Raw genomic sequence first — 25,281 nt, 5'->3', positions numbered from 1 at the left:
CAATTTTATTAAATGCTTATATAAAAAAGTAGCTCTGTTAAACTTTTTGGTTGATTTTGATACAAAGGTGGCGAAAATAGCGAGATACCTGCGGGAAATCAGTTTCACATTGAGTTGTAGCGAACGAGGAAGATCACGAACTGTCCTTGGAAAGCGATTGTTTTTCCCTAGATTGACAGTGAGTTTTAACTGAGCAAAAAAATGAAGAAGGCGTTTCAAATATATTGGAACGCCTTCTTCATTTTACTTTGAAATAATATGTGTATAGAGTTTACTAGCAGTGTAATTTCGTTTGCATAAATACTAGTTCTTCAGCTAAAAGCTCTATCCGATTTTTTACATCTTCGTTAATAATTTCATTTTCTTTATTAAAGCAGCTATTATGAACAAATACATTATTAGCGGCAATATTTGCTTTGAAAAAAGAAAGAATGGGTTTTAATTGTGTATCTAATACAAGGAAATGCTTTTCTGATCCAGCAGTTGTTAAAAGCCCTGTAACCTTTGATTGAAGTGCGTCTGTTGGTAAGTGATCAAATAGATTTTTTAATACACCGGTAATAGATGCTTGATAGATTGGTGTTCCTATTACTAAGATATCTGCGTTTATAATTTTATTTACTACCGTTTGTGTGTCTCCGTTGTAATTTAGAAAAGGTTTACCAACGACAAGTTCTACGTTATAGTCGCGTAAATCCACTAATTCTATTTCAATTTCTGGATGCTGTTTCTGCGCTGCCAATAGTACTTCATTAACAGCTAATGCTGTTTTTGCTCCAATGACTGATCCTGATAGTCCTACAATTTTCAATGAAATCTCCTCCTAAAATCATTTAGCTTATCTGTTAAAGTCTAATAAACATCTAAAATGAACGATGCATATCGTATAGTTGTCATTATTTTGCTAAAACATTTCTAAAAGGGATTTATAGTAATTATTAAATCTATAATGAATAATTACAGTCAATCGATTAAAGAAATATAATAGTCTGGATAAATGTAACAAGTTCCAAATGAATTATACATGCTACTTTCGAAATTGTCAGTTTATTGAACTTGAAGAAGCATTTTTATGGATTCTATCACACTTGAATCGGATGATTTGCAATTATCCTATTAAACCTTTAATATTTTGAGGTGCTTTCCGATTGTTAATAATTTTCCCATAGTTGAAATAGTAGTAAATTAAAGTGTAACAGTTATGAATTAAAGGGGTAGAATAATGATTGAAATAAAAGAATATAGAGTATTATTGTATTATTTATATGTGCCGATTGAAAATCCTGAAGAATTGGCGGCGGAGCATTTGCAATTCTGTAAAAATCTTGGTTTAAAAGGAAGAATACTTATAGGTAGCGAAGGAATTAATGGAACGGTTTCGGGAACAGTGAGTCAAACAAACCAATACATGGACATGATGAAAAAACATCCTCTTTTTAACAAAATTGTGTTTAAGATTGATGAAGCAGATTGTCATGCCTTTAAGAAAATGCATGTTCGACCAAGAAAAGAAATTGTGACTCTTAAATTAGAAGATGATATAAATCCAAATGAAATAACAGGGCAATATTTAAGCCCGCTGGAATTTTATGAAGCGATGAAGCAAGAGGATACGGTTGTAATTGATGCAAGAAATGATTATGAATATGATTTAGGACACTTTAAAGGTGCTATAAGACCAGATATTCGTAATTTTAGAGATTTGCCACAATGGGTGAGAGAAAATAAAGAAATGTTTATGGATAAGAAAATCCTAACCTATTGTACGGGCGGTATTCGTTGTGAAAAATTTTCAGGTTGGTTACTAAAAGAAGGTTTTAAAGATGTTAGCCAATTGCACGGTGGTATTGTTGTATATGGTAAAGACTCTGTAGTGCAAGGAGAAAATTGGGATGGTAAACTGTATGTATTTGATGAGCGTATCAGTGTACCTGTCAATCGTAAGGAGCACGTTATTATTGGGAGAGACCATTTTACAAATGAGCCATGTGAGAGATACGTGAATTGTGGTAATCCAGAGTGTAATAGACAAATCCTTTGTTCAGAAGAAAATGAACATAAACATTTAAGAGGATGTACTATTGAATGTAGTGCTCATCCAAGGAATAGATATGTTGCTGAACATCAATTATCTAAAGAGGAAGTCCTTGAAAGATTAAACAAATTATCATAATTTATAATGGATTAATAAGGGTGATCTAAAATGAGTTACAATTAACTTTTTAGATGCCCTTTATTTTTTAGCATATATAACCTAATTTAGTAGTAAGAATGAAAAAGTAGATAGGTATTTCTTTATCGAGGGTGTAAGTAAGTGATTATCTTGTCCTTCCTTGAGATTAAACCATATTTATAGTAAAATTTATTTGATAGTTTTTGAATGGGAGGATACAGGATGGCTACACCTAGTATGGAAGATTATATTGAACAAATATATATATTGATTGAAGAGAAAGGATATGCCAGAGTATCAGATATTGCTGAAAATCTGAATGTTCATCCATCCTCTGTTACAAAAATGGTGCAAAAGCTAGATCATGAAGATTATTTAATTTATGAAAAATATCGCGGACTTATATTAACTACTAAAGGTAAAAAGATTGGAAAAAGACTCGTATATAGACATGAATTATTAGAAAAACTTCTTCGTATCATTGGCGTGAAGGAAGAGAATATATACCAAGATGTTGAAGGGATTGAACATCATCTAAGCTGGGACTCAATCGATCGAGTGGGAGATCTTGTGCAGTATTTTGAGGAAGATTTAAGTAGAGTGAGAGAGCTTGAAAAAATACAAAAAATGAATGAACAATCGAATGAATAAATGAAAACTTCATGAAAATTCCTTATGTAAAACATCTTTCTTTAGAAATGATTTTTTTATTTCTAAAGAAAGATGTTTTTTGTCTAACGTTTTATTGAATTTTCTAATTATCTTCCACCAGGCATTGGTCCGCTGCCAAGATTCCATCCACCGCCAGCCATCGATCCACCACCAGGGTTCCACCCACCACTAGGCATCGGTTCACCACCAGGCATCATTCCACCACCAGGCATCATTCCACTACCAGGCATCATTCCACCACCAGGCATCATTCCACCACCAGGCATCATTCCACCACCAGGCATCGGTCCACCACTAGGCATCGGTCCACCACTAGGCATCGGCATCGGTTCACCACCAGGCATCATTCCACCACCAGGCATCATTCCACTACCAGGCATCATTCCACCACCAGGCATCATTCCACCACTAGGCATCATTCCACCACCAGGCATCGGTCCACCACCAGGCATCATTCCACCACCAGGCATCATTCCACCACCAGGCATCATTCCACTACCAGGCATCATTCCACCACCAGGCATCGATCCACCACTAGGCATCATTCCACCACCAGGCATCGGTCCACCACTAGGCATCATTCCACTACCAGGCATCATTCCACCACCAGGCATCGATCCACCACTAGGCATCATTCCACCACCAGGCATCATTCCACCACCAGGCATCGGTCCACCACCAGGCATTGGTCCACCGCCAGGCATCGATCCACCACTAGGATTCCATCCTCCAGCAGGTTGCCAGCCAATTTCTATAATAGGAGAGGGTGGATAGCGATGTGGATCTAATTGTTGCTGATGTGGATTTGAATAAATGTATGGATGGGGTTCATTGTAAGGGAATGATCCCTCACCATATGTCTCAGAAGTTGCGTATTGAGATAAATCATTAGTATAAGCATAGTTTTCCGTATTTTGATTAATATCCATAAAATCACCCTAATCGTTTTAGTTTATTGATATTCAAAATATGAAAATGTTTAAGATAGTGGAACTTGTTCTATTAATGTCAGTAAGGGGATAAAAAACGCCTGAAGACTCAGGCGTTCCATTTTAAAGTATTTTTATAGCGGTTAATAATTTTTTAAAAATTCTTATACTTTCAATCCCATTGATACGGTGTTTCTTGATAAACATAATAGTTTAGCCAGTTAGAAAATAATAAGCTTGCATGGCTGCGCCACTTATGAGCCGGTTTTTTTAACGGATCATTGTTAGGAAAGTAATGCTCTGGTATTTCTACGTCCATTCCCTTTTTTTGATCTCTTTCATATTCTTGTAATAATGTATCTGACTCATATTCAGGATGTCCTGTAATCATGATATGTTTTCCGTCTCTGGATGCTATCATATAAATGCCAGCTTCTTCAGATGTTGCTAGAATTAATAAATCTGGATGCGCAGCCACTTCGTTAGAGAATACATCGGTATATCGAGAGTGAGGTGCAAAGAAAACATCATCAAAGCCTCGTACTAATTTTTCATTACTTTTAAGGACTTCATGTAAATATACTCCATTACATTTTTTCGGTAATTCTATTTTGTCAATTTGATAATGATGATACAGAGCGGCTTGGGCTCCCCAACAAAGATGTAAAGACGAAGTAACATTTCGTTTAGACCAATCCATAATTTTACTAAGCTCAGCCCAATAGTTTACATCCTGAAAAGCGAGCTTTTCTACCGGTGCACCAGTAACAATCATTCCATCAAATTTTCTATGCTTGACTTCATCGAAGGTTTGATAAAATTGGTCTAGATGATACTTACTTGTGTTCTTGGACTCGTGTGTCTCCATTTTTAAAAATGTTATATTTACTTGTAACGGTGTATTACCTAGTAATCGTAATAATTGAGCCTCTGTTTTTTCTTTCTCAGGCATTATATTTACGATTAATATATTTAATGGACGAATATCTTGGGTACTAGCCCGATCATCCCCCATAACAAATATATTTTCACTTTCTAATATATCTTTTGCCGGTAATGCTTGTGGAATTTTTATTGGCATTTAAAAGCCTCCTCATTACTTATCATTGAAGATTAAACATTATAGACATTATAAAGAAGTATTTACCAAAGTTTCAACCATTATATTTTGATTTTTTTGAATATATAAATCTTTGTTTGTTCAATAATATAATAAGCAATAATCATTTGTCGTGGTACAATTATGGTGAAAAGGGTAAATGTATAGGAGGCTATTATGAGTAAATCAACAACGAAAACGTACAAAAGTGATTTAGAAATTGCAAATGAATCCCAAATGGAACATATTTCACATATAGCTGAGGCGTTACATTTGGATGTTGAAGAATACGATATGTATGGGAAGTACAAAGCAAAGGTTTCACTAGATGTATTAAGTAAGCCAAGTACCAAAGCAGAAGGAAAACTGATCCTTGTAACAGCCATTAATCCAACAAGCGCGGGTGAAGGGAAATCGACTGTAACTGTTGGACTTGGAGATGCGTTGAATCAGCTTGGTAAAAAAGCTGTGATTGCCATGCGTGAGCCTTCTTTAGGTCCAGTAATGGGCATTAAAGGTGGAGCTTGTGGGGGAGGATATGCACAAGTACTTCCGATGGATGAGATTAACCTTCATTTCACTGGAGATTTACATGCTATTACAACTGCTAATAATGCTTTAGCTGCAATGATTGATAATCATATACATCAAGGAAATGAATTGCAAATTGATCAAAGAAGAATCGTTTGGAAAAGAGTTGTTGATTTAAATGACAGGGCACTTAGAAAAGTCGTAATTGGTTTAGGTGGACCCGTTCAAGGGGTTCCACGTGAAGATGGTTTTGATATTACGGTTGCTTCTGAAATTATGGCAATCTTATGCTTAGCAGAAAACATAGAAGATTTAAGAAGAAGATTAGCACGTATAGTAATTGGTTATACATATCAAAGAAAACCAATTACAGTGGCAGATTTAGGTGTAGAAGGTGCTTTGACTCTTTTATTAAAAGACGCCATTCTTCCAAATTTAGTTCAAACTATTGAACATACACCTGCTTTTGTTCATGGAGGACCTTTTGCAAATATCGCTCATGGATGTAATAGTGTCATTGCTACAAAAATGGCTCGTAAATTGGGAGATTATGTTGTAACAGAAGCTGGGTTTGGTGCAGATTTAGGTGCGGAAAAGTTTTTACATATTAAATCTAGAAGTGCAAATATGAAACCGGATGCTGTGGTCATTGTTGCAACAATTCGTGCATTAAAAATGCATGGTGGAGTTGGTAAGAAAGATTTAGCTAAGGAAAATGTTGAAGCACTGCAAAATGGTTTTAAAAACCTTCAAAAGCATTGTGAAAATATTGCCTCTTTTGGATTACCATTTGTTGTTGCGTTAAATCGATTTGTTACAGATAGCTCTGAAGAAATTGCAGCTTTCAATGAGCTGTGCCAACAACATGGTATTCAATATGAACTTACCGAGGTATGGGAAAAAGGTGGGGCAGGTGGAGTACGTTTAGCTGAAACACTTGTTTCTTTAATTGAAAAAAATGAAAATGAATTTACTTACTTATATGATGTAAGTGATACAATTGAAAATAAAATTAAAGCCATTGCTCAGAAAATTTACGGTGCAAAAGATGTGGAATTTTCACTATCCGCTAAAAAACAATTAGTTGATATCGAAGCAAATGGATGGAGTAATTTGCCGATATGTATGGCAAAAACACAATACTCACTTTCAGATGATCCACAAAAACTAGGAATGCCTACAGATTTCACGATTACCGTGAGAGAGTTAAAACCATGTATTGGAGCTGGATTCATTGTCGCATTGACTGGTGATGTGATGACGATGCCGGGTTTACCAAAGTCTCCAGCTGCCTTAAATATGGATGTTGGTGAGAATGGCCAAGCTGTTGGGCTATTTTAAGTGAGGAAAAAATATGTTTGATCCCACAGCATATGAAAATTTTAAAATTATTGTAGAAGGCTCGGTTTATGATGCTGATTTTACTGGAGATATAAAAGTTGTTAATCGAGCGGAAATAGTGGATCTTTCCATCCTTTCGAGGAACTTTGAAATTCAGTTTCAACTAGTGAATAATGCCGAAATAACAGCTGGTATAGTTGTTAGCTCCAACATTGAACTTCTAGCAGGAGAAATAATGTTAGAAGATGAAAAGGCTGCCGGTGCGTATATTGAGATTCAATTTTTTTCACAGCAAAAAGAAGAAGTACTTTCAGGTAAAGTCGAAAATATTACTTCCGAATTGCTAGAAATATGGGGGAAAGATCGTAGAGTTGAAACAAAAACGTCCCTCCACTATGTAAATGGAGAGATAACCCATTATTCATGGAAAAGCATCGTTTCATTCCAAAGAATTGTAACAGAAGATCAAGCGGAAAATTTATACGAACTGATTGATTATAGTATTCAATCGCTAAAGATGTTAACTCATGTAAAGTAAGAATCAACCACGTTAAAAAGGTGCTTTATTATGTAAAATGATATCTTTACTTTATAATAATTAAGTAGATCAATGTCAGGGGCGATTAATTATGACAGTTTTTGATTTTGAAGCTTCTCTTATTAACGGGGAAAAAATATCGTTAGAACAATATAAGGGTAACGTTATTGTTATCGTAAATACGGCTAGTAAGTGTGGATTTACACCCCAATATGAACAATTGCAAACATTGTATGAACGCTATAAAGAAAAGGGATTCATTATTTTAGGCTTTCCATGTAACCAATTTATGAATCAAGAGCCTGGAGACGAGCTGGAAATTGATAGTTTCTGTCGACTAAATTATGGCGTTACATTTCCTATGTTTTCGAGAATTGCTGTAAAAGGAGAGAATGCTCATCCGCTATTTCGTTATTTAGCAACTGAAGCACCTGGAGTTATGGGTTCTAAAGGTATAAAATGGAATTTCACCAAATTTCTAATTGATCGAGAAGGAAATGTTGTGAAAAGATTTTCTCCTCAAACAAAACCGTTTGATTTTGAAGAGGAAATAAAAAAACTACTAAATACATGATTTCTACATCTAAGAAAATGCTATTTTACACAAAGAAGGATTCCTGGTTTTCCTATCCAGGAATCCTCTTTTTGGTATTTTTTAACTATTTAGAATCTTTATTGTTGTTATTGTAGAATATCAAGTAAAATATAGTGATAGAGGGAAAATAGGGGGGTTTACAAATGTTTTGGAGAAAGACTGAAAGCATAGATATACAGCCAGATCAAAATGAAAATGCAAATTTGCAAACCTTTTAAATGAGCAAAAACGAATGGAAAGTAAATTGTTACAAATAGAAGCTGAAAGGGAAACTGTTAAAGCTTTTTTATCCTTTACATTAGCTCATACAGAATTGATTTGCTTTGAATCACAGCTTAAAAATGAAATGGCAACCCGGTTAACATCCATAAGTGATGAAACATTTGCATCGTCTGAAGAAATTACCGCTGCGATAAATCATATTAGTAATACAATGGATCAGCTATCACTAAGTAACGATGATAATTTAAATAAACTTTCTGATTTAAACAATTTGAAAAATGATTTTCAAATGTCTATTTCAAGTGTTTTAGAAAATTCTACACAGTTACATAATAGAATTTCACAAATAGATTCCATAACAAATGACATAGCGGACATAGCAGCACAAACAAATTTATTATCATTAAATGCTTCAATTGAAGCTGCTCGAGCAGGTGAGAGTGGTAAAGGCTTTGCTGTAGTAGCTGATGAAGTTCGTAAACTTTCCTCGCAGACAAAAGATTCAGTAGTTAAAGTATCTGAAGTAGCAAGAAATGTTGAAAAGAGCTCTAATAATACGGATCATTCTCTAACTTCATTGCAGAATAATGTAACTAAATTTATTAATCAAACAGCTGTATTAAATAAAGCACTAGAAGAAAATATCGATCAAATCCAATTATCCAATTCAGCCATTCATGAGTTAAATGCTGCGATCGAAAATCAAAACGAAGCTTCAGCATCTATTATGGAAATAACACATGAGCTTCATGAGTCCTCTGAATTTAGTGAGAAGTTACGTTTACATATGAAGGACCTGTATCAAACCATGGAATCACATATTCAAATAGATGAAAAGCAAAATGATAAGATCATTTTAGCAGCTCGTTTAAATGATCATGCAGACTTTTTGCGCAATATTGTTCAAAATGCTGAACAGATCAAAAAAAGTGTCATCACATACCGATTGTCAATTTGGAAAATGGTGTGAGGAAGATAAAGAAAAATATGGTCATTTGTCATCATTTAAGCAAATTTACCAAGATCATATAGCATTTCATGAAGATGCTGAGAGCTTCGTTCACCAATGTACTGTCGTTAATACGAGAAAATTGCTAGATTCATCTGGTAGGATTTTGCATTCTTTTTTAGAATTAATAAATGAATGTAAGTAAAAGTCGAATACAAATAAAGGGCTTATTCTTATAGAATAGGCTTTTTTTATCATGCATAAGAACCTATTGTCTTGTAGTGTTTTGATGTTTGAATAAAAAATAATATAGAAGCATTAGAATAATATTGCTAGTTATACAAAATTCTGATAAAATCAGTTTAACTTAATTAACCTATTGTTTAATTAAGGAACGATGTTGTTTATTAAACAACATTAGTGTGGTATTTACTTCGTTAAAGGAGGATTTTTTGACATATTAAAATAAAAGAAGAGTGATTTTGTCTTTTTTTGTTTGTTAACACTTTCGTAGCTTGTCAACTTTATGAAGAAGGGGGTATTAAAGGAAAGCTTTTAAATGATTAAACATAAACTATTTTTCTATAAGGACAAGAGATAGTTTCCTATTTAACTTCTATTATTTAGAAGTTAAAGAACAAGATTATATAAATGTAACCTCCTTATGTTATGGCTAAATATACCTATACTATAAACAAACTAACAGAATTGACTACTATTTTAAGGACCATTGTTGGTGTAATTCAACTACCTCGTTAGGTTGACATAATATCTACCCTTATACTCTCGTAACATCCATCACCGATTCCTTCATCAAGAACATAATCATACCAGTTTAAAAGCAAGTTTACTTTTCTTCAGAGACTTTGTTATTGTTCCTATTGTAAAAATAATAAAGCGTTGCAAATACGTGAGGCTCCCGTTAGAGAATCAAGTAAGAAGATCAGGCACTCGCCGACGGAAAGTATATGGATTGCAGCCATTATCATCAATAAACATTAACATAGCGTTTTCAAATGCAATTTACGAAAATATAACCTTCTTACAATTCTTCATCGATTATTTCAAAAATCATAAATAATAACACAATCAAATCGAAGGCCAATTGGACATAACGTGTTTATTGGATTTTAGTAAATCCTAAGAGAACTTCACTTATTATGTTTTATCAATGAATTGGTACATGATAGGATTTTCAATGTTTGGGACTTATTCTTTTATATTCACAATTTTAAAAAAATCAAACATAATTAGCATACTCACATTTTTAGGAAGAAGAAACAAAATATTTTTGTATTGAAAATTCAGAATAATTAAAAAATAATAAAAGGAGAGAGAGGAAATGAAGTTTGATTTGATTATTAAAAATGGAGATGTTGTATTAAAAGATAAGGTAGAACAGCTCGATATTGGTATTAAAGACGGTAAAATTGTCGAGATTGCTTATAATATTCAGGCAAATGCAAATCAAATAATAGATGCATCCTATCAATACGTTATGCCAGGTATGGTGGATGCACATGTTCATATTTGTGAACCAGGTAGTAGAAAATGGGAAGGATTTTTAACAGGTACTCAAGCACTCGCTGCTGGCGGCACAACTTCATTTATTGATATGCCATTAAATACTCTTCCAGCAACAACTAACAAAGAATCCTTACAGTTAAAATTAGAAGCTGCCAAAGGAAAAACTTATGTAGATTATGCTTTATATGGAGGCTTAGTTCCTGGAAACATAGATGATTTAGAGGATCTTTCTGATGAAGGTGTTGTAGCTTATAAATGTTTTATGGCTACTTGTGGAACAGAGGAAGTCGGTGATTTTAAGAATGTCGATGACTATACTCTTTATCAAGGAATGAAGAAACTAGCTGATTTAGGGCATATTTTATCCATTCATGCTGAGAACGCAGAAATTACGGATCAGCTAGCACTAGAAAAAATCAAACAAGGAAAACTGACAGCAACAGATTATGTGGAATCTCGTCCTGTTTTTACAGAGGTAGATGCGGTAAAACGTGCTTTACTCTTTGGAAAAGAAACAGGATGTAAATTGCATTTTGTTCACATTAGTAGTGCGGAAGCTGTTGAGGTTATTCTTCGTGCAAGAGAGGAAGGTCAAGAGGTAACAATAGAATCATGTCCTCATTACTTTACGATAGACACTGATCTTTTTGAAGAAATTGGACCTCTTGCGAAATGCTCACCACCTTTACGAAATAAGGAAGAACAAAATAAATTATGGAAGGCATTAGAGGAAGGGAAAGTTGATATTTTAACATCTGACCACTCACCATGTCCTCCAAATATGAAGGAAAGTGTAACAAACAACATATTTGAAGTTTGGGGAGGAATTAGTGGCTGTCAAAATAATGTCGATTTAATGTTCGATGAGGCAGTTAAGAAACGAAATATATCTGTGGTGGATTTTGTAAGTATGATTGCAACAAAACCTGCAGAAATTTTTCATTTGGATGCAAAAGGAAGTATCGAGCTTTCAAAAGATGCTGATATCATCCTTTTAGATCCGAATGAAACATATACCGTACAAGCGGAAAATTTATATTATCGTCATAAGCATAGTCCATATGTAGGAAGAACTATAAATTGTCGTGTGACTAAAACATTTGTCAGAGGTCATTTAGTATTCGATTCAGTTGAAGGTATTGTAGATAAGCCTGTTGGCCAATTTATATCATCAAAGAATCGATTGATTGAAGTTTAATTCATGATTTTGAGTTCATTTTGATTACGTGGCCTTACTTTGGCAATAAAAGTGACTAATATCTAACATCTAGTAGAAGTAACACATCCTTTGAGCACCAACGGTTATGTCAATTGTTTAAAAGCCTATTAGTATATTAGTAAGTTTAAAGCAAAAATGTGGCAAACCAATAAAAGGAGTTGGGTGTACAATGTCTACAAATTTAGAAAGTTACGTTCCTAAAGATACACAGGTTCATCAAGAAGCTTACATCGATTTTGAGGTGAGTGTGGATGAATCGTTAAAGCCGAAACCCAGGGAAACGCGAACAGTTGGACCAATCCCTTATATGTTTATGTGGATAGGAGATGGAGTTAACCTAGGAAATATGACGTTGGGTGCTAGTTTGATTGTGGCAGGAGTTGCTACACTAAATATTTTTCAAACATTTGTTGCGGCTGCTATAGCCATTGCAATCATTTCCACGATTTTTGCTCTTAATGACAGATTGGGTTACAAAACTGGTATACCCTATGTTGTACAATTACGTATGTCATTTGGAATAAAAGGTTCTATTATTTCATCTCTTATGCGTGGTATACCTGCCATCGTTTGGTATGGATTTCAAAGCTGGATAGGGGGAACTGCTTTAAATGAAATTGCAAAGATTATTACAGGAGGTTCATTTGATAGTGTAGTCATTTGCTTTGTTGTCATACAGCTGATACAAATTGTATTATCCATGTATGGCTTTCATGCGGTAGCATGGGTAGAAACTCTTGCTTCTCTTATCATTATGCTAGCGCTAGTTTATGTATTTGGAATTTTACTAACTTCATACAGCGATGTTATTGCTGATAATTGGGTTCATACGAAAGGCTCATGGGGTCTACCGTTCTTTGGATTTATTATGATGTTCTTAGGGAATTATGCAGCAATTTTTTTAAGTGCTGCCGATTATTCAAGAGAGTTGAAAACAGGTATTAGCGATTCTAAACGTGGATTTTTATACTTTTCACCAATTGTTATAGCATACGGTTTCGTTCTTACAATTGGAGCAATGCTTGCTTCTGCTACGGGTATTTCAAATCCAGTAAAGGCTTTTGCTATTGTTGTAGATAATCCTTACATTACAGCAGGGGTATCCGCATTTATTGTTATAGGGGCAATTGCTGTTAACATGGTTGCTAACATTATTCCACCGGCGTATGTAATTACCCTACTTACAAAACTTAAATATAAACCAGCTGTTATTATAACAGGATTACTAGCTCTTGGTTCTTTTCCATGGGTACTTGTTCAAGACTCATCGGCAAAAGGGCTTGGAATGTTCATTCTTATTTATTCTGCGTTTTTAGGACCGATTGTTTCTATACTATTAGTTGAATACTATATTTTAAGAAAGAAAAAAGTAGATATTGCAGAATTATATAAAGAAGATGGTCAATTTGCTGGTTTCAATCCATGTGCTTTAATTGCTATGCTTATTGGAGCTGGAGCTGCATTTATTCAAGTAGAATTAGCATGGATCGTTGGTTTTATCGTGGCAGGTATTTCTTATATGGTTCTGATGAAGTTTGCCTTCAAAGATTCAAAATTTAAAAAGGGCACGATTTTTGAGTAACCTATTGATAATCAAATCTATAAGCTAGAGATTAAGAAGAGGAAGCCCTAAGTAACCTTGGGTATTCCTTTTTATTTGATAAAAGAGTATATGATAAATCTCGAACATGATAAGATTAATCTAATAAGGTTTATTGATTGCTAAGGAGAAACCCTTGAATTTTAGTAGAATAATTCAAGGGTTTTACTCATTTATCTATGATGTGTATAGAAAATAGTATTATCTATTGAATGATTTTTTTCTGAACATTTATATAACTGTGTTATAATGGTTTATCATATAGTCTATTATTATTGGAGGATAAAAATGGTTAAATCTGTTGACAGAGCTTTGACAATTATAACTTTAGTGAGTCAAAGTAAAGAAGGTTTAGGTGTTACAGAGTTAGCATCTCACCTTGAATTAAATAAAAGTTCCATTTTTAGATTACTAAGTACCCTCGTTAGCCATGGTTTTATAGAACAAGACGTTGAAACCAAAAAATATAAACTTGGTTATAAGTATTTAGAGTTAAGCTCTATGCTATTGGAGTCTATTGACTTACGTTCACAAGCAAAGCCTTTCCTTGAGGAGTTAGAAGCATTAACGAATGAAGTAATCCATTTAGTTGTTTTTGATCAAGGCGAAGTAGTATATATTGAGAAGTTAGAGGGAAATGAAACGCTTCGTACTCATTCTAAAGTAGGAAGAAGAGCTCCTGTTCACTGTACGAGTGTGGGGAAAGTCATTTTAGCTTATTTACCTACTCAAGAAGTAATATCTATTCTTGAGAAAACAGGTTTGCCAAAGCATACGGAGAATACGATCGTAGATAAAGAAAGTTTTTTAATTGAATTGAGAAAAATAAGAAACCAAGGCTATGGAGTCGAAATAGAAGAAAATGAGCCAGGCATCACTTGTATAGCTGCTCCAGTATTCGATAATAGAGGTAGTATAACTGCAGCAGTTAGTATTTCAGGACCGTCTTTTAGGATGACTGATAAGCGCTTAATTGAATTAAGTCCATTAATTAAAGAAATCGGTGAAAAAATTTCAAATCGAATGGGATATAGAGATACAAAGAAAGAAACTTTTTAGAACAGGTTAGCCATTAGCTAGCTTGTTCTTTTTTAATAAGTTTTATTAATTCGATGTAAAGTCGAGTAGGAGAGAATTCTGTATGTCATAGAACCGAATTACAATTAAATATTGAATACGACAGCAATAATTTTTTAAGAGGCTATTTTCTAAAAGATTGTTGTTTTTAAATAAGTTATCTGAATAAATATAGTATAAATAGTCGAATGGAGCGAAAGGTGAGAGAAACCTGCGATCTCACCGCCGTCCCACAGAAAGCGAGCATCTTGGAACTGAATTCAACTCAGCCTATATTCATTACTTGTCCATAGGGCACAAAAGTATGCAAAATAGCCTTTTAATTAAGACTAGTTTTAAAAAATACATTTTATGGAAAAATATCGAAAAAGGTATTGAAATTTTCTGATAATGATGCTAATCTTTAAATTAAGGAACGAGGTTTCTTAATAAACAACTTAAAGGCTTTTATTTACTGTTTTTTTAACATAATCTATTAGTTGTTCATCATACAACACGAAATACATTTCTTTTTACTATTTAATAAAAAGAAACAATGTTGCGTATTGAGGAATTAGTAAAATACTTTCTCTTTTTTTAAACTAAAAAAGAAACATAGTTGCTTATTAAACAACTAAAAGAAGGAGTGAAAAGAATGTCATTATTAACTAAAAAGAAAAAAGATCTAGCTGAATTAACTAAAAAAATTCGTCGTAACATTGTAAAAATGACTCACCATGCAGGAAGTGGTCATCCTGGTGGTTCGCTATCTGCAACTGAACTATTAACGGTTCTCTACAATGAACATATGAAGGTTGATCCTAATAATCCTGATTGGGAAGATCGTGATTGTTTCTTCTTATCTAAAGGTCATTGTACACCTGTATACTACTCCGTTTTAGCAGAGAAGGGGTTTTTTCCTGTAGAAGAACTCATGACGTTTAGAGATGTTGATGGAAGACTTCATGGTCATCCATGTGGTGAGCACATACCTGGTGTTGATGTTTCTTCAGGTTCTTTAGGTCAAGGGCTATCAGTAGCGAATGGAGTAGCACTCGCAGCAAAGCATGATAAGAACTCTAGAAGATCTTATGTCATGATCGGAGATGGAGAATTACAAGAAGGGCAAGTTTGGGAAGCAGCAATGACAACAGCTCATTATAATTTGGATAATGTATGTGCCATTATTGATTGGAATAAAATTCAGCTCGATGATTTTGTTGAAAATGTTAAAGGTGTAAAAAATCTTGGAGATAAGTTCAGAGCATTTGGTTGGCATGTAGTTGAAATAGATGGACATGATTTAGATCAAGTAGATGAAGCTTTTAGAGAAGCTAAACGAACAAAAGGAAAGCCTACAGCTATTTTAGCTCACACTGTTAAAGGTAAAGGAATTTCATTTATGGAAGACACCCATGATTGGCATGGTTTAGCACCTAATGATGAACAATTAGAACTTGCATTAAAGGAGTTGAATTAAGATGGAAAAAATGATCGCACCACGTCAAGGATATAGTGAAGCATTAATTAGACTTGGAGAGAAACATAAAGATTTGGTAGTGTTGGATGCTGATTGTGCAAAATCGAATATGACAAATCTATTTAAAAACCAATTTCCAGAACGTTTTTTTAATATTGGTATATCAGAGTGTGATTTAGTTGGTACGGCTGCAGGTCTAGCGATTGCAGGCAAAGTACCATTTGCTAACGCATATGCAAACTTTTTAACAGGACGCGCATTTGATCAAATGAGAATCTCTGTATGTTACTCGAATAACAATGTGAAAATTATCGGGCATAATGCTGGAACTTCAGCTGCTCAGGAGGGTGCTACACATCTTCCGCTTGAGGATATTTCATTAATGCGTACTTTACCACGAATGACTGTAGTTGTTCCGGCAGACTCTCTTGAAATGGAAAAAGCTGTTGAAGCTGCTTACCATTTTGATGGTCCATTATATTTACGTGTAGGTAAATTACCAGTTCCAATTGTAACAAAAAAAGAAGATCCATTTGTAATTGGAAAAGCAACTCTCTATCGTGAGGGATCAGATGTAACGATTATAAGTACCGGTATTATGCTTGATGAAGTATTTAAAGCAGCGTCAGAATTAGAAAAACAAGGTATAAGCGCTGAAGTGCTTCATGTTCATACTATCAAACCAATTGATAAAGAAGCCATTGTAAAATCTGTATCAAAAACAAAACATGTAGTGACAGTAGAAGAGCATTCGATTATTGGTGGATTAGGAAGTGCTGTGTCAGAAGTACTTTCTGAAAATTATCCTGTTCCTTTAAAAAGAATTGGTACAAATGATCGCTTTGGTGTATCTGGTAAAATGCCTGAGTTATTGGATTTCTTTGAATTAAGAGCGCATAAAATTGTATCTACTGTTTATGAGTTATTAGAATCAAAAGTTGTTAACTAAATGATCATTAGCATTTAAATAACTTTAAGGAAGGAGGTTATATCTTGAATCAAATAGTAGATTATCAGCCAATTGATAAGGTTCTCGCGGACTTATCCCCCGTTAAGAAGATTGAAAAAGCAAGAGAAAAAATAAGAAAAACGCTTCAAAACTCTAATTATAAGCTGATTGTTTTAGATGATGATCCAACAGGTGTTCAAACTGTACATGATATATACGTGGTTACAGATTGGAGTAAAGAATGGATTAAAAAAGGTCTCAGTGATAATAGAAATGTTCTTTACATTTTAACGAATACACGAAGTTATTCAGCAGAGAAAACAAAACGAATAAATCAAGAGATTGTGCGAAATCTTTGTGAAGTTTCTAAGGAACTTCAGATAAAATTTTCGTTGATAAGCAGAAGTGATTCTACCCTTCGAGGACATTATCCATTAGAAATTAATGTCTTAGAAAGTGAATTATTAAATGGTGCTGATATTGAAGTATCTGGACATTTACTTGTACCTGCTTTCTTTGAGGCACATCGTTATACAATCCAAGATACGCACTATCTTGCTGAAAGTGGGAAGCTTGTCCCTGTATCCTCTACTGAGTTTTCGAATGATGCTGTTTTTGGATTTTCAACTGCTTTTCTACCAAATTGGATTGAAGAAAAAACAAATGGGAAGATTTCGGCGAATGAAGTGTTGAATATTTCGATTGAGGATATTCGAAGTGGAGGTACTGATAAAGTTTATGAAATTCTTCTTAAAGCCAAACAAAATGCTCCTATTATTGTGAACGCAGTGTCCTATGATGATTTAGATATTGTATCACTGGCAGTATTAAGAGCTATTGATGTAGGGAAGCACTTTTTATTTAGAACGGCGGCGTCTTGGATTAAATCTTTTGGTGGAATAGAAAGCCGTCCTTATCTAACTGCACAAGATATGACTGCCTTAGATGAAAATTATGGTGGACTAATTATAGTTGGTTCACATACACAGAAAACGACTGAGCAAATTGAGGTCATTATGGATCAGTATCCTATTCAGGTTATCGAGGTAAATGTTCCTAAAATATTGAATGAACGGTTGAGAGATACAGAACTTCATAGCGTAATAAAGAAACTAGAAGAAAATTTATTGTTGAAGAAAGATACGATTATTTATACAAGTAGAAAGGTAATTACAGTTGAAGGAAAGGATGACAATTTAATAATTAGTCAATCTATATCCAGTGCCTTGGTTGAAATTGTTCGAGCTTTAGAAATTAAACCTCGCTTTATCATTGCGAAAGGTGGCATTACTTCTAGTGACATTGCAACTAAAGGTTTAGAAATTAAACATGCCAAAATCTTAGGGCAAGTTATAGCAGGTGTACCGGTCTGGTTAACTGGAAAGGAGGCTCGTTTCATAGATACGCCTTATATTGTTTTTCCAGGAAATGTAGGAGATAGAGATGCAATTCTAAAAGTTGTAGAAAATTTTAGATAAAGAAAAGGGAGTGTGTGTTAGTATGGCGAAGCAAAAAATGCCAGCAGGAGAAGCGATTGCTCTTTACTTAGAAAAAAGAGGAGTAAAGCATATTTATGGAGTACCGGGAGCAGCTATTTTACCGGTTTATGATGCCATTCGAGAAAAAACTAATATTCAATCATATGTTGTTCGGCATGAACAAACAGGCGCTTTTATGGCAGATGGTTATTCGAGAGCAACTGGGGAAGTAGGAGTCTGTGCAGCAACATCTGGTCCAGGAGGAACTAACTTCTTAACAGGCTTATATGGCGCATGGATGGATTCTATCCCAATGATCGCTTTAACTGGTCAACAAAAATCTACTCTTATTGGAACTATGCAATTTCAAGAAGCACCAATCGTTGAAATGGCGAAACCGGTAACAAAGGCTTCGTACATTTTAACAGATGGCACAAAAGCTGCAGAATTAATTCATGAGGCTTGGGAGACAGCCACTACTGGAAGAAAAGGCCCTGTTTTAATAGACCTTCCTCTTGATCAACAGAAAGTTGAAATTGAAGTTGATTTAGATGAACTAATAGCATCTAGTCAATCCGATGTTCATCCACAAGCAACCGATGAAGATATTGAAAAAGTTCTTGGACTTGTGAAGGAAGCGAAAAAGCCTGTCTTTATTTCAGGTGGTGGGATTAATCTTTCTAATTCTACAGCAGAATTAAAGGACCTAGCTGAAACACTTCAAATTCCAGTAGTAACAACATGTATGGGTATTGATACATTCCCGAATGATCATCCATTATTTGCAGGTCGTATGGGAACTATGCTCGATACGCCATTTGGAAACAAAACAATTCTTGAAGCGGATTTAATTATTAATTTAGGTGGAAGATTTGCTGATCGTAGTACAGGTAATGTTGAAATATTTAAACATGATGCAAAAATCATTCATGTAAATATTGAAAAGAAGGAAATTGGGAAAGTAGTGTCAACGGAATTGGGCGTTGTGTCTGATGTTAAAACTTTTATGGCTAAATTAGCGAAAGCTTATAAAGAGTTAGGTATTGATGTCGCAGCAACAGCTGAAACTGATACAAAAATAGATTTAACGGAAGAAAGAACAAAACATGCTCGTAAAACAGATTATGAAGATCTTCCGATTAGACCAGAACGTGCTTTACGCGAGCTTCGAGAATATCTAGATCGTGATGCTTTTGTTTCACATGACTGCGGTCTAAGTCAAATTTGGTCTTGTCAGTTGTTTGAAACATACGTTCCACGCACGTACCTTATCACAGGTGGAGCTGGAACAATGGGTTGGGGTCTTGGTGCAGCAATGGCAGCAAAACTTGCATTTCCAGAAAGACAAAGTGTCAACATTGTTGGAGATGGAAGTTTAGGAATGTCCTTACAAGACTTAGCAACAGCTGCGAAGCATAATATTCCTGTAATTGTATTTGTGATGAATAACAGTCTATTGGGGTTAATCCGTCAACAGCAAAATTGGTTCTATGATGAGCGTGATATCTCGACGGATTTAATTTATAAAAATGAGTTATGTGACAATGAAGAACGTGGGATTGACTTTGTTAAGACAGCAGAAGGAATGGGTGTAAGAGGTGAACTTGTGACTCATTATAATGGTATTAAACCAGCATTAAAACGTGCTGTTGAGAGTGGAAAGCCTTATTTAATAGAAGTTCTTGTTGCGCCGGACGCAGTTTGTGGATTCTCGAATGATGGTACATTAACAGGTTTTGAATATTCTAAAAAATAAGAAAACAATAAAGGAGGGAAGCCGCTTTATCGGCGTTAATATGACATCAAATCTTCATAATTATATGAAAGTAGGAATCGTTCATTTTATGGCATATCCTCAAACGATGGGAGGAGATGGTCCAACAGTTGAAACGATTAAAAAAATTGTAACAGATGACTTTTTTTCTGGAATTGAAATCACATCTATTAATAATACAGAAGATCGTAAGGAAGTAGCACAACTTTTATCTTCTGGTCGGATGTCAGTTGGCTTTGGAGCACAACCTATACTTTTACGAAATAAAGGGAATTTAAACTCTTTCAATGAAGAAGAACGTCAAGTAGCTATTAATCTTGTAAAAGGAGCTATTGACCAAGCATATGAGATGAAAGCATCTAAAATAGGCTTTTTAAGTGGTTCCAAGCCTGAAAAACAGGAAGATCTAGCACTTCAATTATTAACGGATTCTATTAAAGAGTTATCTGAATATGCAAGATCTAAGGGAGATTTAGTTTTATCATTAGAGACTTTTGATGATGAAACGGATAAAAAATGCTTAATTGGTTCGAATAAACTAGCTGTTGAGGTAGCAAAGGAAGTAAGGAAAGTAGATCCTAGCTTTGGATTGATGATAGACTTAAGTCATTTACCAATGCAGCGTGAAACAACAAAAGATGCTTTAACGGTAACACGTGATTTTATTAACCATGCTCATATCGGTAACTGCTATATTAAAGATCCAAAGGATCCAGCTTATGGCGATCAACATCCTCGTTTTGGTTATCCAGGAAGCGAGAACGATGTAGAGGAATTAGCTAATTACTTACGTGCATTGTTAGAGATTGGATATATTGGTGAAGGAAATAAAAATATTGTTGCCTTTGAAGTAAAACCTGTTGGTTCGGAATCTTCTGATATTGTTATTGCCCAATCAAAACGTACATTGATAGATGCATGGAGCCTAGTTCATAGTCAAAAAAGCAGAGTATTAATATAGAAGTATTTTATTTGTTAAATTAGTACTTTGAATGTATATAAAACTTGGCGACAGGCATATAAGCTTGTCGCTAGTTTGTCTATTTATATCGTAAAATGATACCAACAAAAGGTAATCAATTCCTTAAATGACTAAATTAATCAATAAAGTAAATTTTCTGAAATTTCGTTGATTATAGATTTATAGAATGGTATGATTATATAAATTGAAAGAAACGAGGTTTCTTAATAAACAACAATGAAAATACTTACCTGTACAATAATTTTTAAGCTATGGCCAAGGAAGTGAAAGTATTGGAGAAGGTACAGCACAAAATTAGTGGTAAGAGAATTTTTGAAAGAGCTGAGGAGTTAGCATCCTGCTCATGTTCCTCCATTGGTGTCACTCGGTTACCTTTTACTGAAGAAAGTGCAAAGGCCGGAATTTTAATTGAAAAGTGGATGAATGAGGCCGGCATGACTGTTCGGAAGGACGGACTTAATAATATTATTGGTCGGTACGAAGGGGAAAATCCAGATGCACCAATTCTTATTATAGGTTCTCATTTGGATACCGTTATTGAAGGTGGAAAATACGACGGTATGCTAGGAGTAATCACTGGCATAGAAGTTGTTCAAAGCTTATTTGATAGTGGTATCATACTAGACCATCCTATAGAGGTTGTAGGTTTCTGTGATGAAGAAGGTGTTCGTTTTCATTCTACTTTTTTGGGAAGTAGAGCAATTGCTGGAACCCTTACAGATGTTGACTTAGAAAGAAAAGATGAGGATGGAATTTCTATTGCAGAAGCGTTAAAAACGATCGGGATTAATCCATTAGACTATCTGATGTGTAGAAAGAAAAAAGAAGATGTTTTAGGTTATTTAGAATTACACATTGAACAAGGTCCTGTTCTTGAAAATGAGAATCAATCTGTAGGAGTAGTATCTGGTATTGCTGGTGCTACTAGGTTTTCTTTTGAGATAGAAGGTAAAGCAGGCCATGCGGGGACAGTTCCAATTGAACTGAGACAAGATGCATTGGTTGGGGCAGCTGAACTGATTCAATATATTGAATCGGTGATGTGGAAAAATAGACCTTTAGTTGCTACGGTTGGAAAGTTATTGGTACATCCAGGGGCTAGTAACGTTATTCCAAGTTTAGTAAAAGGAACATTGGATATCCGTGATATTGATAAAACAAGAAAAGAATCAGCTATTCATGAAATATTAATAGAAAGTAAGAAAATATGTAAATCTAGAGGGTTGCAAATTACATTTGAAAAGGTAATGGAGGCCGATCCTGTTGTTTGCAGCGATCGTTTCAATTCAATTATAGAAGCAGCCATAATCCAAAGTGGTGGAAATCCAATCAAATTATTTAGCGGTGCAGGTCATGATGCTATGGCAATGGCAGATATTACTGAGGTCGCGATGATTTTTGTAAGGTGCAAAGATGGGTTAAGTCACCATCCAGATGAATGTGTAACAGTTGAAGATGTAGAAGCTGGTGCTGAAGTATTATATTCAACCGTTTTAAAAATTGCTAATAAAACATAAAAAGGAGACAAAAAAATGAGTACAAAAACGTTAAGTGCTGAAAAACAGCAAATTGTACAATTTATTGAAAATAATAAGGATTCATTAATTCAATTTTTACAAGAGATTGTTGCTATACCATCGGATAATCCTCCGGGAGATTGCCAAGAACTAGCAGAGTTTCTTGATAAAAAGTTAAAAGATTTTGATTTTAAAGAAGTATTACTAAAGGAAGTGCCTGAAGAGGAAGTAAAAGCGGTAGGCATGATTAGAGCTTCAAATGTTATTGCTTATGAGCAATTCGGTGATAATACAGATTTCGAAATTACACTTAATTCACACGGTGATGTAGTTCCGCCAGGACTTGGTTGGACTCAAGATCCTTATGGTGGAAACATTGTAGATGGTAAGTTATACGGACGTGGAGCAGCTGTTTCAAAATCAGATATTGCTACTTATACGTTCGCTGTTTTGGCATTACGTCAATTAAATGAAAAGCTTTCTGGGAAAGTCTCACTTGCATTTACATTTGATGAGGAAACAGGTGGAGACATAGGTCCTAAGTGGGTTTTAGATCATGGATATGTAAAACCTAATCTTGCTATTTGTCCAGGATTTACGTATTCATTAGTAAATGCTCATAATGGTTGCCTTCATTTAGAGGTCAAAGTAAAAGGAAAATCAGCACATGCTGCAGAGCCACAAACAGGCTATGATGCCTTAGAAGCCACTACTCAAGTATTGCAAACACTTTATGAACATCGTAAGACCTTAGGAAGCACTGTATCAGCAATCCCAGGCATCGGTACTCCTAAATTAACAGTTGGTTTAATAAAAGGCGGAATAAATACAAATGTTGTGCCAGATGAATGTACAATTCGTTTAGATAGACGTATGATTCCAGAAGAAGATCCACGAGTAGTTGAAGATACGCTTCGCCAAACTTTAAGAGAAGCTATTACTGACTTTGAAGGAATTGAAATTGAGATTAAGAGAGTCTTATTAGCTAATAGTTTTGGACCTGTTTCAACAGATTCGCCATTAGTTCAATCTATTTCTTCTAATTGGCATGATATTATGGGTGGTGAGCTTGAAGTAACAGGTTCTCCTCTTTATACTGATGCACGTCATTTCTATGAGGCTGGTGTACCTGTAGTATTATTTGGTGCCGGTCCGCATTCTCTTATTGAGGCAAATGGTCATCGAGCAGACGAACATGTTCGAGTAGATGATGTTATTAAAGCTACTAAAATTGTTGCTCTAAGTTTATATGATTTATTATTAAAAAAATAATCAATCCTTATCTATTACTCCCCTTTACTAAATAGATATGATTATAGATAAGAGGGTGTCCAAAAAGAAACATTGATGGACACCCTCTTACATTTTATGTGATTTCATACTATTCCTTATTTCAGGGCAAAGGGTAAAAGTAAGCGATGCACAGGACAGAGCTCGTAGCACATTGTTTTTAGTAAGTAATAAGTCATTATAGCTTAAATTTCTGAATGAGAGATAAGTAATATTTACGTTGAATCATAGTCGTTTAAAATATTATGAGATGAAAACATATAAAGTGGGGGTGTCGTATGCTTGTCAATACGAAAGAAGTCCTATTAGACGCTGAGAGAAATAACTATGCTGTAGCGGCGTTTAGTGTTTATAATTGGGAAACCATAAAGGCTGCTATATCGGCTGCTGAAAAAATGAAATGTCCTGTTATTTTAGCGTTAGGTGAACGTTATTTGAATTATATAGAGATAGAGGTATTTGCAAATATCGTAAAAATGATGGTTGGAAAAGTAAAAGTTCCAATTTGTTTACATTTAGATCATGCCTATAACAAAACATCTATTATTTCGGCTATTAAACATGGATTTACCTCTGTTATGTATGATGGTTCACAATTTTCATTTGAAGAAAATGTACAAAAAACGAAAGAAATTGTTGAACTATCACATCAAACAGGGGTATCTGTAGAGGCTGAGTTAGGTTCTATTGCTAAAGGAGAGCACTCTGACGAAGAGGAAGGGGACAACATATTAACAGACCCGATGCAAGCAGTGAAGTTTATCGAATTGACGAACATCGACTTTCTCGCCCCAGCTATCGGTACTGTACATGGACTTTATGTAGGCGAACCAGAGATTGATTTACATCGTCTTCAAAGCATTCACAATCTTACTTCTTTGCCTCTCGTTTTACATGGCGGTTCAGGAACACCTGAGAAACTATTAATAGAAACAATAAATCGGGGAATCCGCAAAATTAATATAAACACTGAAATTTCCATAGCTGCTGTTACTAGTATTCAAAATCAGCTAGATTTTAGTGTGGAAGAGAAAAGAATTCCTCATCTTTCATTATTAAATGAGCGAATGCAAATGGAAATGATGAGTGTAATGGAGAAATATATTCAATTATTTTCAAACCAATCAAAGACAGTATTTGTATCATAAATAGTAACTGATATAATAATGGATAATAGATTTATTTAATAGTATTTTATAAAAATTAAAAGAATGATTCGATTATTGTACTCTTATTGCTTAGCGGAAATTTTTTCTGCTTTTTTGTATTTTAATAACATGATAGTGATTTGAAGAATGAACTATTTTTTACTTTCTTAAAGAATGTAGGAAGTAATGTCTAATTTTTTGTTGTACTTGTT

General features: G+C 34.5%; 21 protein-coding genes. 18 read left to right on the top strand and 3 right to left on the bottom strand.

Annotation, left to right across the window (positions count from 1 at the left end; genetic code table 11):
- Window positions 1–274: 274 nt before the first annotated feature.
- Window positions 275–811, bottom strand: coding sequence for an NADPH-dependent FMN reductase (locus BN349_RS08750; protein ID WP_019241915.1), 537 nt, complete (start codon window positions 809–811; stop codon window positions 275–277).
- Window positions 812–1,222: 411 nt separating this feature from the next.
- Between BN349_RS08750 and trhO the strand changes: the two genes are divergently transcribed.
- Window positions 1,223–2,173, top strand: a complete 951-nt coding sequence (gene trhO / locus BN349_RS08745; protein WP_019241914.1) for an oxygen-dependent tRNA uridine(34) hydroxylase TrhO — start codon at window positions 1,223–1,225, stop codon at window positions 2,171–2,173.
- A 222-nt stretch (window positions 2,174–2,395) separates the two neighbouring features.
- A complete protein-coding gene (gene mntR, locus BN349_RS08740) occupies window positions 2,396–2,824 on the top strand; it encodes a transcriptional regulator MntR (RefSeq protein WP_019241913.1) in 429 nt (142 codons plus the stop codon).
- Window positions 2,825–2,931: 107 nt separating this feature from the next.
- Here the strand turns inward: mntR and BN349_RS24825 are convergent, their stop codons facing one another.
- Window positions 2,932–3,774, bottom strand: a complete 843-nt coding sequence (locus tag BN349_RS24825) for a hypothetical protein (RefSeq protein ID WP_019241912.1) — start codon at window positions 3,772–3,774, stop codon at window positions 2,932–2,934.
- Window positions 3,775–3,946: 172 nt separating this feature from the next.
- Window positions 3,947–4,855, bottom strand: coding sequence for a homoserine O-acetyltransferase MetA (gene metA / locus BN349_RS08730; RefSeq protein WP_019241911.1), 909 nt, complete (start codon window positions 4,853–4,855; stop codon window positions 3,947–3,949).
- A gap of 195 nt (window positions 4,856–5,050) precedes the next feature.
- On the opposite strand from metA, the gene BN349_RS08725 reads away from it, so the two are divergent.
- From BN349_RS08725 to BN349_RS08655, 16 genes are all read left to right on the top strand, one after another.
- On the top strand, window positions 5,051–6,745 hold the full coding sequence (locus BN349_RS08725; protein WP_019241910.1) for a formate--tetrahydrofolate ligase: 1,695 nt from the start codon (window positions 5,051–5,053) through the stop codon (window positions 6,743–6,745).
- Between the two features lie 13 nt (window positions 6,746–6,758).
- Entirely contained in the window at window positions 6,759–7,283 is a 525-nt protein-coding gene (locus BN349_RS08720) for a hypothetical protein (RefSeq protein ID WP_019241909.1), read from the top strand.
- 91 nt (window positions 7,284–7,374) lie between these two features.
- Complete coding sequence (locus tag BN349_RS08715) at window positions 7,375–7,857, top strand: glutathione peroxidase (protein WP_019241908.1); 483 nt, start codon at window positions 7,375–7,377, stop codon at window positions 7,855–7,857.
- 253 nt (window positions 7,858–8,110) lie between these two features.
- Window positions 8,111–9,070: a methyl-accepting chemotaxis protein gene (locus BN349_RS08710; protein WP_026089245.1), complete on the top strand. Its 960-nt coding sequence runs from the start codon at window positions 8,111–8,113 to the stop codon at window positions 9,068–9,070.
- Window positions 8,973–9,254, top strand: coding sequence for a CZB domain-containing protein (locus BN349_RS26875; RefSeq protein ID WP_081591208.1), 282 nt, complete (start codon window positions 8,973–8,975; stop codon window positions 9,252–9,254). The genes BN349_RS08710 and BN349_RS26875 overlap by 98 nt, the downstream gene beginning before the upstream one ends.
- Window positions 9,255–10,391: 1,137 nt before the next feature.
- Window positions 10,392–11,774 (top strand): allantoinase AllB, encoded by a 1,383-nt coding sequence (gene allB, locus BN349_RS08705; protein WP_019241907.1) that lies wholly within the window; start codon window positions 10,392–10,394, stop codon window positions 11,772–11,774.
- 190 nt (window positions 11,775–11,964) lie between these two features.
- Window positions 11,965–13,377 (top strand): NCS1 family transporter, encoded by a 1,413-nt coding sequence (locus BN349_RS08700; protein WP_019241906.1) that lies wholly within the window; start codon window positions 11,965–11,967, stop codon window positions 13,375–13,377.
- A 306-nt stretch (window positions 13,378–13,683) separates the two neighbouring features.
- Complete coding sequence (locus tag BN349_RS08695; protein WP_019241905.1) at window positions 13,684–14,454, top strand: IclR family transcriptional regulator; 771 nt, start codon at window positions 13,684–13,686, stop codon at window positions 14,452–14,454.
- 652 nt (window positions 14,455–15,106) lie between these two features.
- Window positions 15,107–15,931, top strand: a complete 825-nt coding sequence (locus BN349_RS08690) for a transketolase (protein ID WP_019241904.1) — start codon at window positions 15,107–15,109, stop codon at window positions 15,929–15,931.
- Window position 15,932: 1 nt separating this feature from the next.
- On the top strand, window positions 15,933–16,880 hold the full coding sequence (locus tag BN349_RS08685; RefSeq protein WP_019241903.1) for a transketolase family protein: 948 nt from the start codon (window positions 15,933–15,935) through the stop codon (window positions 16,878–16,880).
- 44 nt (window positions 16,881–16,924) lie between these two features.
- Window positions 16,925–18,358, top strand: a complete 1,434-nt coding sequence (locus BN349_RS08680) for a four-carbon acid sugar kinase family protein (protein WP_019241902.1) — start codon at window positions 16,925–16,927, stop codon at window positions 18,356–18,358.
- A gap of 22 nt (window positions 18,359–18,380) precedes the next feature.
- Window positions 18,381–20,114: a thiamine pyrophosphate-binding protein gene (locus BN349_RS08675; RefSeq protein WP_019241901.1), complete on the top strand. Its 1,734-nt coding sequence runs from the start codon at window positions 18,381–18,383 to the stop codon at window positions 20,112–20,114.
- 88 nt (window positions 20,115–20,202) lie between these two features.
- The gene (locus tag BN349_RS08670) at window positions 20,203–21,093 is read left to right on the top strand and encodes a TIM barrel protein (protein ID WP_232423537.1); all 891 of its coding nucleotides are present in this window, start codon (window positions 20,203–20,205) and stop codon (window positions 21,091–21,093) included.
- Between the two features lie 293 nt (window positions 21,094–21,386).
- Window positions 21,387–22,631 (top strand): allantoate amidohydrolase, encoded by a 1,245-nt coding sequence (locus BN349_RS08665; RefSeq protein ID WP_019241899.1) that lies wholly within the window; start codon window positions 21,387–21,389, stop codon window positions 22,629–22,631.
- Between the two features lie 15 nt (window positions 22,632–22,646).
- Complete coding sequence (locus tag BN349_RS08660) at window positions 22,647–23,903, top strand: ArgE/DapE family deacylase (protein WP_019241898.1); 1,257 nt, start codon at window positions 22,647–22,649, stop codon at window positions 23,901–23,903.
- A 296-nt stretch (window positions 23,904–24,199) separates the two neighbouring features.
- Window positions 24,200–25,069, top strand: a complete 870-nt coding sequence (locus BN349_RS08655; RefSeq protein WP_019241897.1) for a class II fructose-bisphosphate aldolase — start codon at window positions 24,200–24,202, stop codon at window positions 25,067–25,069.
- Window positions 25,070–25,281: the final 212 nt, after the last annotated feature.

This window comes from Bacillus sp. AP8, assembly GCF_000321185.1.
In the GTDB taxonomy this organism is placed as follows: domain Bacteria; phylum Bacillota; class Bacilli; order Bacillales; family DSM-1321; genus Bacillus_AD; species Bacillus_AD massilioanorexius.
Note: the sequence above shows the minus strand (reverse complement) of the source record. Positions and strands in the feature narration are given on the sequence as shown.

What these genes read in the sequence shown, in the direction of transcription:
- BN349_RS08695 (WP_019241905.1), top strand. Translation starts at nt 13,684, where the DNA reads ATGGTTAAATCTGTTGACAGAGCTTTGACAATTATAACTTTAGTGAGT.
- BN349_RS24825 (WP_019241912.1), bottom strand. Translation starts at nt 3,774, where the DNA reads ATGGATATTAATCAAAATACGGAAAACTATGCTTATACTAATGATTTA.
- BN349_RS08655 (WP_019241897.1), top strand. Translation starts at nt 24,200, where the DNA reads ATGCTTGTCAATACGAAAGAAGTCCTATTAGACGCTGAGAGAAATAAC.
- allB (WP_019241907.1), top strand. Translation starts at nt 10,392, where the DNA reads ATGAAGTTTGATTTGATTATTAAAAATGGAGATGTTGTATTAAAAGAT.
- BN349_RS08670 (WP_232423537.1), top strand. Translation starts at nt 20,203, where the DNA reads ATGGCATATCCTCAAACGATGGGAGGAGATGGTCCAACAGTTGAAACG.
- BN349_RS08700 (WP_019241906.1), top strand. Translation starts at nt 11,965, where the DNA reads ATGTCTACAAATTTAGAAAGTTACGTTCCTAAAGATACACAGGTTCAT.
- mntR (WP_019241913.1), top strand. Translation starts at nt 2,396, where the DNA reads ATGGCTACACCTAGTATGGAAGATTATATTGAACAAATATATATATTG.
- metA (WP_019241911.1), bottom strand. Translation starts at nt 4,855, where the DNA reads ATGCCAATAAAAATTCCACAAGCATTACCGGCAAAAGATATATTAGAA.
- BN349_RS08710 (WP_026089245.1), top strand. Translation starts at nt 8,111, where the DNA reads ATGGAAAGTAAATTGTTACAAATAGAAGCTGAAAGGGAAACTGTTAAA.
- BN349_RS08725 (WP_019241910.1), top strand. Translation starts at nt 5,051, where the DNA reads ATGAGTAAATCAACAACGAAAACGTACAAAAGTGATTTAGAAATTGCA.
- BN349_RS08685 (WP_019241903.1), top strand. Translation starts at nt 15,933, where the DNA reads ATGGAAAAAATGATCGCACCACGTCAAGGATATAGTGAAGCATTAATT.
- trhO (WP_019241914.1), top strand. Translation starts at nt 1,223, where the DNA reads ATGATTGAAATAAAAGAATATAGAGTATTATTGTATTATTTATATGTG.
- BN349_RS08675 (WP_019241901.1), top strand. Translation starts at nt 18,381, where the DNA reads ATGGCGAAGCAAAAAATGCCAGCAGGAGAAGCGATTGCTCTTTACTTA.
- BN349_RS26875 (WP_081591208.1), top strand. Translation starts at nt 8,973, where the DNA reads ATGATCATGCAGACTTTTTGCGCAATATTGTTCAAAATGCTGAACAGA.
- BN349_RS08720 (WP_019241909.1), top strand. Translation starts at nt 6,759, where the DNA reads ATGTTTGATCCCACAGCATATGAAAATTTTAAAATTATTGTAGAAGGC.
- BN349_RS08660 (WP_019241898.1), top strand. Translation starts at nt 22,647, where the DNA reads ATGAGTACAAAAACGTTAAGTGCTGAAAAACAGCAAATTGTACAATTT.
- BN349_RS08715 (WP_019241908.1), top strand. Translation starts at nt 7,375, where the DNA reads ATGACAGTTTTTGATTTTGAAGCTTCTCTTATTAACGGGGAAAAAATA.
- BN349_RS08690 (WP_019241904.1), top strand. Translation starts at nt 15,107, where the DNA reads ATGTCATTATTAACTAAAAAGAAAAAAGATCTAGCTGAATTAACTAAA.